Below are 13540 nucleotides of genomic sequence, written 5' to 3' on the forward strand. Positions count from 1 at the left end.
CAGAGGAACACATAGGGACCCGCATGTTCGAAGACCCGAGCCACAACGAATACGAGCGCCAGTCGATCGGCGCCTTCACGGAAAAGGCGTACCTCAACTACGCCATGTACGTCATCCTCGACCGGGCGCTGCCGCACGTCGCCGACGGCTTGAAGCCGGTGCAGCGACGCATCGTCTACGCGATGAGCGAGCTGGGGCTCTCGGCGCTGGCCAAGCACAAGAAGTCCGCCCGCACCGTGGGTGACGTGCTCGGCAAGTACCACCCGCACGGGGATTCGGCCTGCTACGAGGCCATGGTGCTGATGGCCCAGCCGTTCTCCTACCGCTACCCGCTGATCGACGGGCAGGGCAACTTCGGCTCCCCGGACGACCCGAAATCCTTCGCGGCGATGCGCTACACCGAATCGCGCCTGACCCGCTACGCCCAGACGCTGCTGGCCGAGGCCGACCAGGGCACGGTCGACTGGGTCGACAACTTTGACGGCTCGCTCAAGGAGCCGGCCCTGCTGCCCGCGCGCCTGCCCAACGTGCTGCTGAACGGTTCAACCGGCATCGCCGTGGGTCTGTCCACCGACATCCCGCCGCACAACCTCAAGGAGGTGGTCGATGCCTGCGTGGCCTTGATCAAGAACCCGGAGGCCGAGGTCGCGACCCTGTGCAAGCACGTCAAGGGACCGGACTTTCCCACCGAGGGCGAGATCATCACGCCGCCCGAGGACATCCGCCGGATGTACGAGACCGGCACCGGCAACGTGCGCCAGCGGGCCCGCTACGAGATGGAAAACGGCCAGATCGTGGTCACCGCGCTGCCGTTCCAGGTGTCGGGCTCGAAGGTGCTCGAGCAGATCGCCGGGCAGATGCACGCCAAGAAACTGCCGCTGGTCACGGATCTGCGCGACGAGTCCGACCACGAGTCGCCCACGCGGCTGGTGATCGTGCCCAGAAGTCGCCAGGTCGACATCGAGGCGCTCATGGCGCACCTGTTCGCGACCACGGATCTGGAGAAGAGCTACCGGATCAACATGAACGTGATCACGGCCGACGGTCGGCCGCGGGTGCTCAACCTCAAGGAGATGCTGACCGAGTGGCTCGCGTTCCGTCAGACGACCCTGCGCCGGCGGCTGGAATGGCGGCTGGCCAAGATCGAGCGCCGTCTCGAGGTACTCGCCGGCCTGTTGATCGCCTTTCTCAACATCGACGAGGTGATCGCGATCATCCGCGAGGCCGAGGATCCCAAGGCCGAGCTGATCGCCCGCTTCGAGCTGACCGAGCTGCAGGCCGACTCGATCCTGGAAATCCGCCTGCGCCAGCTGGCCAAGATCGAGGAGATCGCGGTCAAGAAGGAGCAGGCCGAGCTCGCCGAGGAGGCCGACGGCATCCGCACGCTGTTGGCCGACGAGTCGGCCCTGCGTGCCCTGATGCGCGACGAGCTGGTCGCCGATGCCAAGGAGTACGGCGATGCACGCCGCTCGCGGTTGGTCACGCGCGAATCGGCCCAGCCGCTCGACGAGACCCGCCTGATGACCGCCGAGCCGGTCACCGTGGTGTTGAGCCAGAATGGCTGGATCCGCGCGGCCAAGGGGCACGACGTCGATCCCGAGTCGCTGTCCTACAAGTCGGGCGACGGCTACCAGGCCCACATTGCCGGGCGGTCGACCCAGCCGACCGTGGTCTTCGACGACACGGGGCGTGCCTACACGCTCGCCACGCACACGCTTCCGTCGGCGCGCGGGCAGGGCGAGCCGGTCACCGGCCGGGTCACGCCACCCTCGGGTGCGCGTTTCACCGCGTTGGCGATGGGCGAGTCCGACCAGCGGGTGTTCCTCTGGTCACCGGCCGGGTTCGGTTTCGTGACCTCGATGGGCGACCTCGTCGGGCGCCAGCGGGCCGGCAAGCAGATCTTCAGCCTGCCAAAGGGCGTGGCACCGGGCCAGCCGGTGTTGCCGGGCAAGGCATTCGACTACCTGGCCGTGGCCACCAGCGACGGGCACGTCCTGGTCATGGAGGCCGACGAACTGCCGGTGCTCGCCAAGGGCAAGGGCAACAAGCTCGTGTCCCTGAAAAGCGGTGCGCAGGTCGTGGCGGTCGCGGCCCTCGGCGAGGACGACGGCCTGCGCGTCACCGCCGGGGCGCGCACCATGACCATCAAGCCCGCCGACCTGGCCCTGTATCGCGGCAAGCGGGCCGCCCGCGGTCGCAGCCTGCCGCGCGGCCTGACCCGCGTGGATGCCCTGGCGGCTGCCGCGGCGGGCGGTTGAGGCGGATGCATCGGCACGCCTCTGCCGGGCTCGACCCGACGCCCGGCTAACCAGTAGCCCGGCGCTGTGAAAATCGCTTGAAAAACCCACCGTGGCACCCCAGATTGGGGTAGGCTGCGTCTCGCACCGCGAGTCGCGGTTTGCCGGCGAATGGCTCGGATGCGCGGGTTAACGCGCATCGAGCCAGGCACACCGGAAGAAGATCAACCACTCATACCCGAGGTAGAGATGAAACGCATCGGCTTGTTCCTGCTGACCAACCTGGCCGTGATCGTCGTGCTGATGATCGTCTGGTTCGTGATTTCCAGCGTCTTCGGTCTAGGCCGGACGATGGATTACCAGGCGGGCACGATCAACCTGACCTCCACGCTGGTGCTGGCGGCGGTATTCGGCTTCGGCGGCTCGATCATCTCGCTGCTGATGTCCAAGTGGATCGCAAAGAAGAGCGTCGGCGCCCAGGTGATCGAGAACCCGCGCTCCGAGGGCGAGCGCTGGCTGGTCGAGACCGTGCAGCGCCAGGCACGCGAGGCCGGTATCGGCATGCCCGAGGTGGCCATCTACGAGTCGGCGGAGATCAACGCCTTTGCCACCGGCGCGAGCCGCAACAAGGCGCTGGTTGCCGTCTCTACCGGGTTGCTTTCCAGCATGACCCGTGACGAGGCAGAGGCGGTGCTCGGCCACGAGGTCGGTCACATCGCCAACGGCGACATGATCACGCTGACCCTGATCCAGGGCGTGGTGAACACCTTCGTGATCTTCTTCGCCCGCATCGTGGGCTTCTTTGTCGATCGCATGATCCTCAAGAACGAGGAGGGGCCGGGCATCGGCTTTTTCGTCACCACGATCGTCGCCGAGATCGTCTTCGGCATTCTCGCGAGCACCATCGTGATGTGGTTCTCCCGTCAGCGCGAGTTCCGGGCCGATGACGCCGGAGCACGCCTGGCCGGTCGCGAGAAGATGATCGCCGCGCTCGAGCGTCTCAAGCTCAACTACGATCGCCCGTCGGACATGCCGGCGCAGATGACCGCCTTCGGCATCTTCGGTCGGGGTGGCAAGTTCGGTCGGCTGTTCATGTCGCACCCGCCGCTCGACGAGCGGATCGCCGCCCTGCGGGCGGCCAGCGGCCAGGCCCAGGTTGCTTGATCAAGGCCCCGTGAGCGTGATTTGAAACCCCGCTGACGGCGGGTGACAATTGCCGGCCCCGCGGGGCCGGAACGAAAGGCCCGCCAAGCGCGGGCCTTCTTGTCGAGGGGTGGCGGATGCCGTTCGCTACGTCGACACCGTGACGGAGTAACGCGATGGAAGTCCTGTTTCTGTTCGTGCCGCTGAGCATGCTGGTGGTCGCCGGGCTGGTCTGGGCCGCGTTCTGGGCGATCCGGAACAACCAGTACGAGGACCTGGAGGGGCCGGCGCATCGCATTCTCATGGACGATGACGATCCGAAGATTCCGACCAACCAGGCCACCGAAGAGGCGGATGAGCCCGACGCCGAGGGCGCAGGCCGAACGCGTCAAGAAACGGCGGGGAAATCACCGCGTTCCGGTGAGGAATAACCCCAACCCAACTAGTGACATTGCCGTGGGGCTGGTTTAGGATACGGCCAACAACGGGAGGAACCAGACATGAAAGACTTCTTCAACTTCGACAATTTCGCGTTCACGTTCATCGTCGGCCTGATCGTGTTTTCCTGGCTGAGCTTCCTGAGCGTCGTCTTCTTCGGTTGATCGCCCGCGCGTATTGCGCGCTGGGTCAGCCACGAAAAAAGCCACCGCGGTGATCCGCGGTGGCTTTTTTGTTTGCCGGTTTGTTGGCCTGGCTGTTTCCAGCCCGCATGGGCCGGACCGGGATCAGGCCGGCTGGGGCAGGGCGGTGCGCAGCTTCTTGAGGGCGGCCGTCTCGATCTGGCGGATTCGCTCGGCCGAGACGCCGTACTCGTCGGCCAGGGTCTGCAGGGTGGCCTTGGGCTCGTCGAGCCAGCGGCGGGAGAGGATATCCCGGCTGCGGTCGTCGAGCATCGAGAGCGCGGCGGTCATCGCCTCGACGCGGTCGTCCTCGTCGCGCTGGGAGGCGATGTCCTCGACCGACAGGGCGTCCTGGTCGACCAGGATCTGCTCGTAGGACGGGCCGTCGCCATCTTCCGAGCCGTCGTAGGCCGGGGTGTCGAGGCCCATGTCGCGCCCGTAGAGGCGCGCCTCCATGGTCATGACCTCGCGCTCGGGGACGTCGAGCTCCTCGGCGACCGCCTCGGCCTCCGACTTGGAGAGCCAGCCGATCGAGTTCTTCATCTGGCGCATCTTGAAGAACAGCTTGCGCTGCGCCTTGGTGGTGGCCACCTTGACGATGCGCCAGTTCTTGAGGATGTACTCGTGGATCTCGGCCCGGATCCAGTGCACCGCGAAGGTCACCAGGCGCACCTTCTGGTCCGGGTCGAAGCGCTTGACCGCCTTCATCAGGCCGATGTTGCCTTCCTGGATCAGATCGGCCAGCGGCAGCCCGTAGCCCCGGTAGCCCCGGGCGACATGCACGACGAAACGCAGGTGACCGAGGACGAGCTTCTGTGCCGCCTCGATATCACCGGTTTCCTTCAGCCGCCGGCCCAGCGCCTGTTCCTCCTCGACGGAGATGACGGGCAGACGGCGCACCTCGTTGAGGTACTGCGACAGCGAATCGCCCATGACCGGCATGGTCATGCCGGCTGACGGGGTCAGGCCCCGCGATTTGCTGTCGATCATCTGGTTGCTTGCTGTCTGCATGCTGTCGTTCTCGCCTCGCTGCAAGTATCCCAATCGTCTCGTGAACCCGTATTTTAGCACTCGCGATATGAGAGTGCTAAACCCGGGACAAGTTCCCCTCGCCCCTGCTCAGAGTGAAAAGACTAATGCACCAATCGAAAAAAATCATGGAGTGCTCAGCCGGCCGATGTAGAAGCGACCGATGACTTGCGCGGACAGCCACCCGAGCAGGGCCCCGGCGGTCATCAGTAGCAGCACCAGCGTCGGGTCGATTTGCGGCGAGATCGCCGCGCCGTAGGAGGCGGCAAAGCGCTCGATCGGGCCGGCGGTCACCGAGACCGCCAGGGCGACCAGGCCGCTTGCCACAAGACCGCCCAGCAACCCCGTCAGCGTGCCGTCGTAGAGCAGGGGGCGCAGCATGTAGCGCTCGGTCCCACCGATCAGGGCGATCAGGGCGATCTCGCGGCGACGCTCGTGCAGCTCGAGGCGCAGGGTGTTGCCGACCACGAACACCACGGTCAGCCCCAGCAGGATCAGGAGCCACCAGCCGAGTTCGTCGAAGAAGGCGCGGATCTGCTCGAGGCGTTCGATCCATTCGCCCCCGGAGGAGAACTCGGCGACGGCCGACTGCTCGCGCAGCCCCTCGGCCAGCGCCAGGCGCGTGTCCGGGCGGGCGTCGCTCAAGGTCAGTTCGATGACCCAGGGCAGCGGATTCGAATCCAGACCCTCCAAGCCATCCATGTGCAGGCGTTCGGTCAGCGTCTCGAGGCCCTCCTCGGGCGGGATGACACGCTGTTCGGCCACGGTCGCCTGTCTGTCCAGCCAGTCGCGCAGCGATTGTCGCTCGGCCTCGTCCGTTCCCGGGGCGAGGTAGAGATCCATGCGAGCGGCATCGCTCATCCAGATGGCGCCCAATCGCTCGACCTGGTGGCCCAGGGTCATCACCAGGGCGGGCAGGCTGAGCACCACGCCCAGCACCAGGATGGTGGCCCAGGCCCCCACCGGGCGGCGGATCAGCCGTGCCAGTGCGCCCCGCAGGCACTGGCGGTGGTGCCGACGCCAGGCGGCCAGCGGGTGGCGGCTCTTCTCGCGGGTGCCACGGGTCTCGTGGTGGGCCGGCGCGCTCATGACTCGGCCTCCTCGAAGGCGCTGATGCGGCCCTGGTTGAGGGCGATGCGCGGTACCGGGTATTGCTTGAGAAGCTCGACGTCGTGACTGGCGATCAGCACGGTGACCCCCACGGCGTGGAACTCGAAGAAGCGGTCGAAGATGTCACGGGACAGGTCGGGGTCGAGGTTGCCGGTCGGCTCGTCGGCCAGCAGGATGCGTGGCCGGTTGACCAGCGCGCGGGCGATGTTGACCCGCTGCTGTTCACCGCCGGAAAGCTCCTCGATCCGGGCTCGTTGACGGCCCAGCAGTCCCACCTTGTCGAGCGCGGCGTCGACGCGGCGGCGAATGTCGCCGGGGAGGTAGCCCGAGACCTGCAGGGGCAGGGCGACGTTGTCGAACACGAGCCGGTCGGCGAGCAGGTGGTGGTCCTGGAAGACCACGCCGATCTGCCGGCGCAGCTTGGGGTACTGGTGGCGCCCCATCCGGTTCAAGTCATAGCCGCCGATCAGCACCTTGCCCGAGGTGGGGCGGTCAAGTGCCGGGATCAGTCGTAGCAGGGTCGACTTGCCGGCGCCGGAATGACCGGTGAGGAACGCCATGCGCCCGGCCGGCAGACGAAAGCTGATGTCCTGAAGGCCGAACTGCCCGTTGGCGTAGCGACGGGAAACGTTGGCGAACTCAATCATGGCGGCGGGCACCTCGTGGGCCGTTTGATGTTGGTGTCGCCACCTCGTTCGTTTCCCGGCAATCGGCTTGCTCTGTCTGGTCGGTCACGGCGCGGCTCCTTCCACTTTTCTCGGTTCGCCCGCTCGGTGTTTGGTCGGCGCATTCGCGGTCACGGCTCAGGGCGAAGCGCTCAGTCGGCTTGACGGTCGAGCAGCGCGTCGACAAAGGCACGCGGCTCGAAGGGGCGCAGGTCCTCGGCTTTCTCGCCAACGCCGATGAAGTGAATCGGCAGGCCGAGTTCGTCGGCGATGGCAAAGACGATGCCGCCCTTGGCGGTGCCGTCGAGCTTGGTGACGATCAGCCCGGTGAGCTTGACGGCCTGATTGAACTGGCGTGCCTGGACCAGCGCGTTCTGCCCGATGCTGGCATCAATGACCAGCAGCACCTCGTCCGGCGCCTCGGGTTCAGCCTTGCCGATCACGCGGATCAGCTTGCCCAGTTCGTCCATCAGGCCCGACTGGGTGTGCAGGCGGCCGGCCGTATCGACGATCAGGATGTCACTGCCGCGCGCCTTGGCCGAGCTGACGGCATCGAAGGCCACCGAGGCCGGATCGCCACGGCCCGGTTCGCCGATCACGCGGACGTCGTTGCGTTCGCCCCAGCGAATCAGCTGCTCGACGGCGGCGGCGCGGAAGGTATCCGCGGCGGCCAGGGTCACGTCGCGGCCTTCGGCCTTGAAGCGATGCGCGAGCTTGCCGATGCTGGTGGTCTTGCCGCCGCCGTTGATGCCGCAGACCACCATCACGTGCGGGCGACCCGCCTGGCGACGGGCCGGCGGTTCGTCGGGCTGCACCGCCTCCAGGCGTTCGATCATCAGGAGGTAGAGGGTCTCGAACAGGTGTTCGGGGTCGTTGACGTGCTTGCGGCTGACCTCGTCGGTCAGCTCGTCGATCAGGGCCGCGGTCGTTTTTTGGCCGACGTCGGCCATGATCAGGCGCGTTTCCAGCTCCTCGAGCAGGTCGTCGTCGATTCGCTTCTTGCCGAGGAAGAGATCGCCCAGCCCTTCGGTCAGGCCCGAGCGGGTCTTCGCCAGCCGGCTGAACAGCGAGCCAGACTGTTCCGGCGTGGGGCGCGGGGTCGGAGGCTCGCTCGGGGTGGATGGGGCGGTGTCGGATTCCTGACGCCCCGTGTCCGGCTCCGTGACGGTCAGGTCATTGGCGGGCGTGGCGGCCGGTTCCTCGTGGATCGGGGGCGGCTCGGCGGGGGTGCCGTGTTCCGAGGCCGGCTCGGGCGGGGTGGGCTCGTCATCGCCGGTCGAGGTCTCGACGGCGGGCTGGTCGACCTCGCCCTGGCCCTCGGTGGCGTCGTTCTTGCGCTTCTTGCGTCTGAGAAATCCGAACATGACGTTGCTTGTCTACCTGGGTTCGCGGCGGATGACTGCCGGGGCGTCCCGGCGTGGCGTGGCCGTGAACTGGCACTGGCCCGCATGGCGCCGACGGAGTTTATCATGCGGCCATTGCCGGTCGGGGGTTCAGGCGCCCTTGATCGCCCGACGTTTACGCGATTCGCAAGGAGTGTCCTCATGCCCAGCACCCCCAAGGGGAGAAGCCCGGCGCGCGGCGAACAGGTGCGCATCATCGGTGGGGAGTGGCGCTCGCGCCGCCTGCGTTTCCCCCCGGCCCGCGATTTGCGCCCGACCCCCGACCGGGTGCGCGAGACGCTGTTCAACTGGCTGGGTCAGGATCTCGCCGGTTGGCGGGTGCTCGACCTGTTCGCCGGCAGTGGTGTGCTCGGGATCGAGGCGTTGTCCCGTGGAGCCGCCTGGGTGGGGTTCGTCGAACGCTCGGCGCGCGTGGCACGGTCGCTCGAGGAAAACCTGGCTCGATTGGATGCCCCGGCGGAACGTTTCACGATCTGGGCCATGAATGCCCGTCACTGGTGGTCGTCTCCGCCCCAGAGGTTCGAGGGTCCGATCGACCTGGTGTTCCTCGATCCGCCGTTTCGTCAGCCCGAATTGCTTCAGGAGGCGCTCGAGGCGCTGGCCGAGGCCCCCTGGCTTGCCGAGGATGCCCGGGTGTTCGTCGAGAGCGGGGCGCCGGAGTCCCTGCGGCTCCCCGAGCGATTCGTGGTCAGCCGCGAGACGCGGGCCGGGGAAAGTCGGTCGCTGTTGCTCGAGCGGGCGGGCTGACGGGGTGTGCCGGGTGCCGGCGCCGACGATCAGGCGTCGCCGAGGGTGCGGCCGCCTCGACCGGTATTGCGTTCGGTGCCGCCGGCGGTGTAGAGCGAGCCGGCCGGCTCGTCACGCTGGGTGAGAAAGTCGATTCGTTCGCCGAGGAAGTGATCGATCCGCCGCAGGGCCATCAGGTTGGTTTCGGATAGGTCGCGAAACCGCCGTGCCGTCTCCTTGAGTTGCTCCCAGTGGGCCCGTGTCTGCCCGTCTTCATGCTGGAGTGCCGCGTCCGTGTCGATCTCGCCCTGCGCGGCGAGCCAGTCCAGCCGGGCCTGTTCGGCATGGGCCAGCTTCTCGTTGTGCTCGCGGATCCGGCGGAAGACCTCGTCGAACTCGTCGAGTGACGGAGTTTCCGGCCGGCGCAGCAGCCCGGCGAGGGTCTCATGCTCGTCGAGCAGGGCCTGCGCCGGCTCGAGCATCGCGGCGAGCCAGTCGCTGGTCGAGGGGCTGTTGTCGGCGGGGTTGCCGGAATCGAACTGGGTCATCGATGGGTGCCTGCTTGGGGCTTCTGCCGGATTGTCATGGATGGCAGCGTGAGCATACGAATTGTGGACGCCCAATAGAAGCACCCCGGTCGGGAACGCCCGCCGGGGTGTGTTTCCTGGCATCGCGCCGGCGCTGCGTTCCGCGCCCTTAGAGGGTCTCGAACTGGCGCAGCTTCTCGGCGATGCGGCTGGAATCGATCTGGTATTCGCCCTGGCTGATCAGATCCTTGATCCGATCGACGTTGGCCTGGTCAAAGGGGGCGGATTCGGCCATCGCGCGGCCCATTTCCTGGAGCTGGGAGGCCCCACTGGAGAGCGTCACGGCGTCATCCTCCTTGATGCCGTTCGTCGCGCTGCCGGAGGCTCGCTGGCTCTCGCCCTTGGCCTCGGTCCGGCCGCGGGACGAGTCCACTGACCCGTTCGGGCCCAGGTTGCGCGGGCCAAAGCCGTTGATTTCGTTTGCCATGATGCTTGATCCTTCCTGTCTCGGACGATGTGTCCGCGCCGCGGCACGGGCCGGGCTGGCAGGCGTCTAGGTTAACGTAAAATCGCCTTCGCCCTTGAACATCGGCCGGTGGGCGGAAAACTTTAGCCCCGACTGAAATACGTCTGCGGGACGAGGTTCGTACGTTTTCCGTTCGTCGTGACGGGGTGTGGCGTCAGCCGCCGATCGCCTCGACGGTGCGGCTGTCGATCACGACCGTCTCGATCACCTTGCCCGAGCCGGTGTTCTTCACCTTCACCCGCTGGCCGACGCCAGCGCGACCCTGCACCTCGCCAGTCGAGCCCACCACGAAACCGCCCCGGCCGATCTGGATGGCGACGATGTCGCCGCGTTCGACCACGGCATTGATGCCGAGGTTGTGGGCGGTGACCAATTGACCCGATTGTAGCGGTTGGGTGGCCACCATGCCGATAAGTTCCGCGGGGTCGGTGTAGTACTGCCGACGCGCGCGATTGGCGTCCACGGTGGCGAGGTCGAGGTCCTCGGCAGATAGCACGTCGCCGGCAGACAACGGCCGGGCCGCGACGACGGCCTGCTGTCGCCGGGTGAGTTCGACCGGGACGTAGATGCGCCAGGGCGAGGAGCCGTGGCAACTGACCTTCACCGTCTGGCGTCCCCGATTGAGATTCAGTGGGCGGCCCTCGTTGATTTCCAGCGCCTGATCGCACACCCCCAGGCGCAGCCGCGGGTCGAGGCGCCCGGCGCGCAGCGTCAGGCGGTCGTTCCCGCTGCCCTGGGCCGCGAGGAACGCGTCCATGGCCTGGCCGACCTGGGCCTGGACGGTCTCCGGCGGCTCGCCCGGCGCCGCCTGGAGTAGTGTCGGCGCCAATAGGAGCAGGGCGGACAACAGCATGCCGCTCATCCGGTTCGCGGCGCGGGCGTGGCGGGTTGCTTTGATGTGTGAGTTAAGACGACTCATCTGTAAACCGTTACGTCCTCGGGCTGTGGTTTGCCTTGCATCGACGTAGTAAGCACTTACCATGCCAGCCGTTTGAACCGGCGCGCGTCCGGAGGCCCGGGCGGTTGCGTGGGGCAACCGGTGGTCGACTGCGCTACCATGCCCTTACCCCTTTTCAATTTTGGTGCGGCGATAGCCAGCGCCGTTGTGGGAAGGGATGCGATGAGACGCTAAAGATTGCGCCCGTCGCGCCGATACGCCGGTTTAATAACGAACACCAATTGTGTTCCCGCCACATTCCGCGTCACCAGGACAGGACTAGCCGTGAAAAGCAACGTGATGTCATCCGTCGATTCCCGCACCCAGCTCGCCGGTCGCAACCGGTTGGAATTGCTGGTGTTCGGCCTCGGTAACGATCAGCGGTTCGGGATCAACGTCTTCAAGGTCCGCGAGGTAATCCGTTGCCCCAAGCTGACCGACGTGCCGCATTCGGACAGCTCGATTCGCGGGATCGCCGATGTGCGTGGCCATACCATCACCGTCATCGATCTGTCGGAGGCGATCGGCAAGGGCCGCATGACCGACGAGCAGGTGGAAAACGCCTTCGTCATCATCACCGAGTACAACCGTGCCGTGCAGGGCTTTTTGGTGCACTCGGTCGATCGGATCGTCAACCTCTCCTGGAAGGAAGTGCTGACCCCGCCGAGCGGGACCAACAACTCCAATTTCCTCACGGCCGTGGCGCGAATCGACAAGCAGCTGGTCGAGATCATCGACGTCGAGCAGATCTTCGCGCGCGTCGTTGGCGTGGCCGATACCGTCTCCGACGACGTGATCGGCGAGTACGGCGAGATTGCCAAGGGCTCGGACCTGGTGCTGGTGGTCGACGACTCGGTGGTCGCGCGCAAGCAGGTGGAAAGCACGCTTGAGCAGATGCACCTGAAGTCGGTCGTGACCAAGAACGGGCAGGAGGCGATCGACACGCTGCGCCGCTGGAAGGAAAAGCAGCCCGAGCAGCTCGAGCGGCTGGCCATGGTCGTCTCCGACATTGAGATGCCCACCATGGACGGTTACACGCTGACCTCGCTGATTCGCCAGGACTCGGCCCTCAAGGGGATCTACGTCATCCTGCACTCCTCGCTCAGTGGGGTGTTCAACGAGAAGATGGTCAAGCAGGTGGGGGCCGATCGCTTCATTCCCAAGTTCCACCCGGATGACCTTGCCCGGGTCGTGGGTGACGCCCTTCGCCGCCATGAGGTGCACCACGCCGTGGACGAGGCTTGAGCCGCGGCATGAAGGCCGAAACCTTCGACCGGTTCTGCGCGTTCCTGGAGCAGCACAGCGGGATCCTGCTGAGCCGCGACAAGCAGTACCTGGTGGAAACCCGCTTGTCGCGCGTCGCCCGGTCGAAGGGCTACTCGACGGTCGAATCCCTGATTGAGACGCTCCTGTCGCGTCGGGATCGCATGCTCGCGCGCGACGTGGTCGATGCCATGACCACCAACGAAACCCTCTGGTTCCGCGATGGCTACCCCTTTGCCGCGCTGGAGAAGAAGTTCTTTCCCGAGGCGGTGGCAGCGAAGAAGGCCACTTACCGGGTCTGGTCGGCGGCCTGCTCGACCGGCCAGGAGGCGTTCTCGATCAGCATCATCGCCGAGGAACAGCGGGTGCCGTTTAACCTCGAGATCGTCGGCACCGATATCTCCGAGGCGGTGGTCGAGAAGGCCCGTCGGGGGGTGTTCGATGACCTGTCGCTCGGGCGGGGGTTGTCGCCGGAGCGCAAGCGTCAATTTTTCGTCAAGGCGACCGAGGGCTGGAAGGTCGCGCCCCAGATCAGCCGTCGCACCCAGTTCCGGGTCGGCAATCTGCTCGAGCTGCGCCCGGAAGCCCGTCGCTACGACCTGGTGTTCTGTCGCAACGTGCTCATCTACTTCTCGCGGGACACCAAGGCGAAGATCATCGATCGTATCGCCGATACCCTGGTGCCCGGCGGCTACCTGATCCTCGGCGCCTCGGAGTCGCTTACCCAATTCTCCGACCGTTTCACCCCCGAGCGTCTGCCCACCGGCGGTACCGCCTACCGACTCAAGAGCTGATCCCGGTTGGGTTCCTTGGGTGCTCCCCGCACCCTCTATCAAGCCTCGGTTTCAAAAACTGGCACGCTTATCGCATAAGCCCTCGGCACTGACATTGTGTCGAGGGTTTTTTCATGTCGATCATCAATGACCGCCTGCTTGGCATCCACGATGATGCCCTGATTCTCCAGGAGCGCAGCCTCAAGATGCGCGCGGAGAACATCGCCAATGCCGACACCCCGGGCTACAAGGCGCGCGCGATGTCGTTCGATCGGGCGATGGAGACCGCGTTGCAGAGCAAGTCCTCGTCTGCCGGTAGCGCCGGGCGCCTCAAGACCGAGGATCCGCGCCAGATCGGTGGCGGCGGCGTGTCGTCGGGGATCCGTGAGGGGTTTTCGGTGCCGGATGCGCCAGCCCTGGATGGCAACACAGTCGATCTCGACAAGGAGCGAGTGGGCTTTACCCAGGACGCGGTGGGTTACCAGACGACGCTTTCGTTTCTCAACAGTCGTGTTTCCGGCATCAAGAAGGCCCTGAGTGGCCAGTGATGACCGCGCCGGATTTCCGCGAACTACACTTTT

14 protein-coding genes are annotated in these 13540 nt (G+C 66.1%); 7 read left to right on the forward strand and 7 right to left on the reverse strand.

Annotation, left to right across the window (positions count from 1 at the left end):
• The first annotated feature begins 23 nt into the window (after positions 1-23).
• From parC to ccoS, 3 genes are all read left to right on the forward strand, one after another.
• A complete protein-coding gene (gene parC / locus LV475_RS07970; protein WP_136866644.1) occupies positions 24-2258 on the forward strand; it encodes a DNA topoisomerase IV subunit A in 2235 nt (744 codons plus the stop codon).
• Positions 2259-2486: 228 nt separating this feature from the next.
• On the forward strand, positions 2487-3401 hold the full coding sequence (gene htpX / locus LV475_RS07975) for a protease HtpX (protein ID WP_136866643.1): 915 nt from the start codon (positions 2487-2489) through the stop codon (positions 3399-3401).
• Positions 3402-3556: 155 nt separating this feature from the next.
• Positions 3557-3811 carry a cbb3-type cytochrome oxidase assembly protein CcoS gene (gene ccoS / locus LV475_RS07980; protein ID WP_136866642.1) on the forward strand — a complete coding sequence of 85 codons (255 nt, stop codon included), beginning with the start codon at positions 3557-3559 and terminating at the stop codon, positions 3809-3811.
• Positions 3812-4105: 294 nt separating this feature from the next.
• On the opposite strand, the gene rpoH is transcribed toward ccoS, so the two are convergent.
• From rpoH to ftsY, 4 genes are all read right to left on the reverse strand, one after another.
• Positions 4106-4990, reverse strand: a complete 885-nt coding sequence (gene rpoH / locus LV475_RS07985) for an RNA polymerase sigma factor RpoH (protein ID WP_136866675.1) — start codon at positions 4988-4990, stop codon at positions 4106-4108.
• Between the two features lie 165 nt (positions 4991-5155).
• The gene (locus LV475_RS07990) at positions 5156-6118 is read right to left on the reverse strand and encodes a cell division protein FtsX (RefSeq protein ID WP_136866641.1); all 963 of its coding nucleotides are present in this window, start codon (positions 6116-6118) and stop codon (positions 5156-5158) included.
• Complete coding sequence (gene ftsE, locus LV475_RS07995; RefSeq protein ID WP_136866640.1) at positions 6115-6786, reverse strand: cell division ATP-binding protein FtsE; 672 nt, start codon at positions 6784-6786, stop codon at positions 6115-6117. The genes LV475_RS07990 and ftsE overlap by 4 nt, the downstream gene beginning before the upstream one ends.
• 170 nt (positions 6787-6956) lie before the next feature.
• Entirely contained in the window at positions 6957-8168 is a 1212-nt protein-coding gene (gene ftsY / locus LV475_RS08000; RefSeq protein WP_250106108.1) for a signal recognition particle-docking protein FtsY, read from the reverse strand.
• A gap of 180 nt (positions 8169-8348) precedes the next feature.
• On the opposite strand from ftsY, the gene rsmD reads away from it, so the two are divergent.
• Positions 8349-8954 (forward strand): 16S rRNA (guanine(966)-N(2))-methyltransferase RsmD, encoded by a 606-nt coding sequence (gene rsmD, locus LV475_RS08005; RefSeq protein ID WP_250106109.1) that lies wholly within the window; start codon positions 8349-8351, stop codon positions 8952-8954.
• A 29-nt stretch (positions 8955-8983) separates the two neighbouring features.
• Here rsmD and flgN read toward each other — a convergent pair whose 3' ends face one another.
• From flgN to flgA, 3 genes are all read right to left on the reverse strand, one after another.
• Positions 8984-9481 (reverse strand): flagellar export chaperone FlgN, encoded by a 498-nt coding sequence (gene flgN, locus LV475_RS08010; RefSeq protein WP_250106110.1) that lies wholly within the window; start codon positions 9479-9481, stop codon positions 8984-8986.
• Between the two features lie 148 nt (positions 9482-9629).
• Positions 9630-9947, reverse strand: a complete 318-nt coding sequence (gene flgM / locus LV475_RS08015; protein WP_250106111.1) for a flagellar biosynthesis anti-sigma factor FlgM — start codon at positions 9945-9947, stop codon at positions 9630-9632.
• A gap of 193 nt (positions 9948-10140) precedes the next feature.
• Positions 10141-10839 (reverse strand): flagellar basal body P-ring formation chaperone FlgA, encoded by a 699-nt coding sequence (flgA, locus tag LV475_RS08020; RefSeq protein WP_250106112.1) that lies wholly within the window; start codon positions 10837-10839, stop codon positions 10141-10143.
• A gap of 369 nt (positions 10840-11208) precedes the next feature.
• On the opposite strand from flgA, the gene LV475_RS08025 reads away from it, so the two are divergent.
• The 3 genes from LV475_RS08025 (at position 11209) to flgB (ending at position 13507) form a co-directional block, all read left to right on the forward strand.
• Entirely contained in the window at positions 11209-12168 is a 960-nt protein-coding gene (locus tag LV475_RS08025; RefSeq protein ID WP_331281117.1) for a chemotaxis protein, read from the forward strand.
• Between the two features lie 8 nt (positions 12169-12176).
• On the forward strand, positions 12177-12980 hold the full coding sequence (locus tag LV475_RS08030) for a CheR family methyltransferase (protein WP_250106113.1): 804 nt from the start codon (positions 12177-12179) through the stop codon (positions 12978-12980).
• Between the two features lie 113 nt (positions 12981-13093).
• Positions 13094-13507: a flagellar basal body rod protein FlgB gene (flgB, locus tag LV475_RS08035; protein WP_231505809.1), complete on the forward strand. Its 414-nt coding sequence runs from the start codon at positions 13094-13096 to the stop codon at positions 13505-13507.
• Positions 13508-13540 lie beyond the last annotated feature (33 nt).

Source organism: Guyparkeria hydrothermalis, from assembly GCF_023555375.1.
GTDB lineage: Bacteria > Pseudomonadota > Gammaproteobacteria > Halothiobacillales > Halothiobacillaceae > Guyparkeria > Guyparkeria hydrothermalis.

Coding starts and splice junctions, on each gene's coding strand:
- htpX (WP_136866643.1), top strand. CDS start 2,487: ATGAAACGCATCGGCTTGTTCCTGCTGACCAACCTGGCCGTGATCGTC.
- LV475_RS08030 (WP_250106113.1), top strand. CDS start 12,177: ATGAAGGCCGAAACCTTCGACCGGTTCTGCGCGTTCCTGGAGCAGCAC.
- ftsE (WP_136866640.1), bottom strand. CDS start 6,786: ATGATTGAGTTCGCCAACGTTTCCCGTCGCTACGCCAACGGGCAGTTC.
- LV475_RS07990 (WP_136866641.1), bottom strand. CDS start 6,118: ATGAGCGCGCCGGCCCACCACGAGACCCGTGGCACCCGCGAGAAGAGC.
- ftsY (WP_250106108.1), bottom strand. CDS start 8,168: ATGTTCGGATTTCTCAGACGCAAGAAGCGCAAGAACGACGCCACCGAG.
- rpoH (WP_136866675.1), bottom strand. CDS start 4,990: ATGATCGACAGCAAATCGCGGGGCCTGACCCCGTCAGCCGGCATGACC.
- ccoS (WP_136866642.1), top strand. CDS start 3,557: ATGGAAGTCCTGTTTCTGTTCGTGCCGCTGAGCATGCTGGTGGTCGCC.
- parC (WP_136866644.1), top strand. CDS start 24: ATGTTCGAAGACCCGAGCCACAACGAATACGAGCGCCAGTCGATCGGC.
- flgA (WP_250106112.1), bottom strand. CDS start 10,839: ATGCTGTTGTCCGCCCTGCTCCTATTGGCGCCGACACTACTCCAGGCG.
- rsmD (WP_250106109.1), top strand. CDS start 8,349: ATGCCCAGCACCCCCAAGGGGAGAAGCCCGGCGCGCGGCGAACAGGTG.
- flgN (WP_250106110.1), bottom strand. CDS start 9,481: ATGACCCAGTTCGATTCCGGCAACCCCGCCGACAACAGCCCCTCGACC.
- flgM (WP_250106111.1), bottom strand. CDS start 9,947: ATGGCAAACGAAATCAACGGCTTTGGCCCGCGCAACCTGGGCCCGAAC.
- flgB (WP_231505809.1), top strand. CDS start 13,094: ATGTCGATCATCAATGACCGCCTGCTTGGCATCCACGATGATGCCCTG.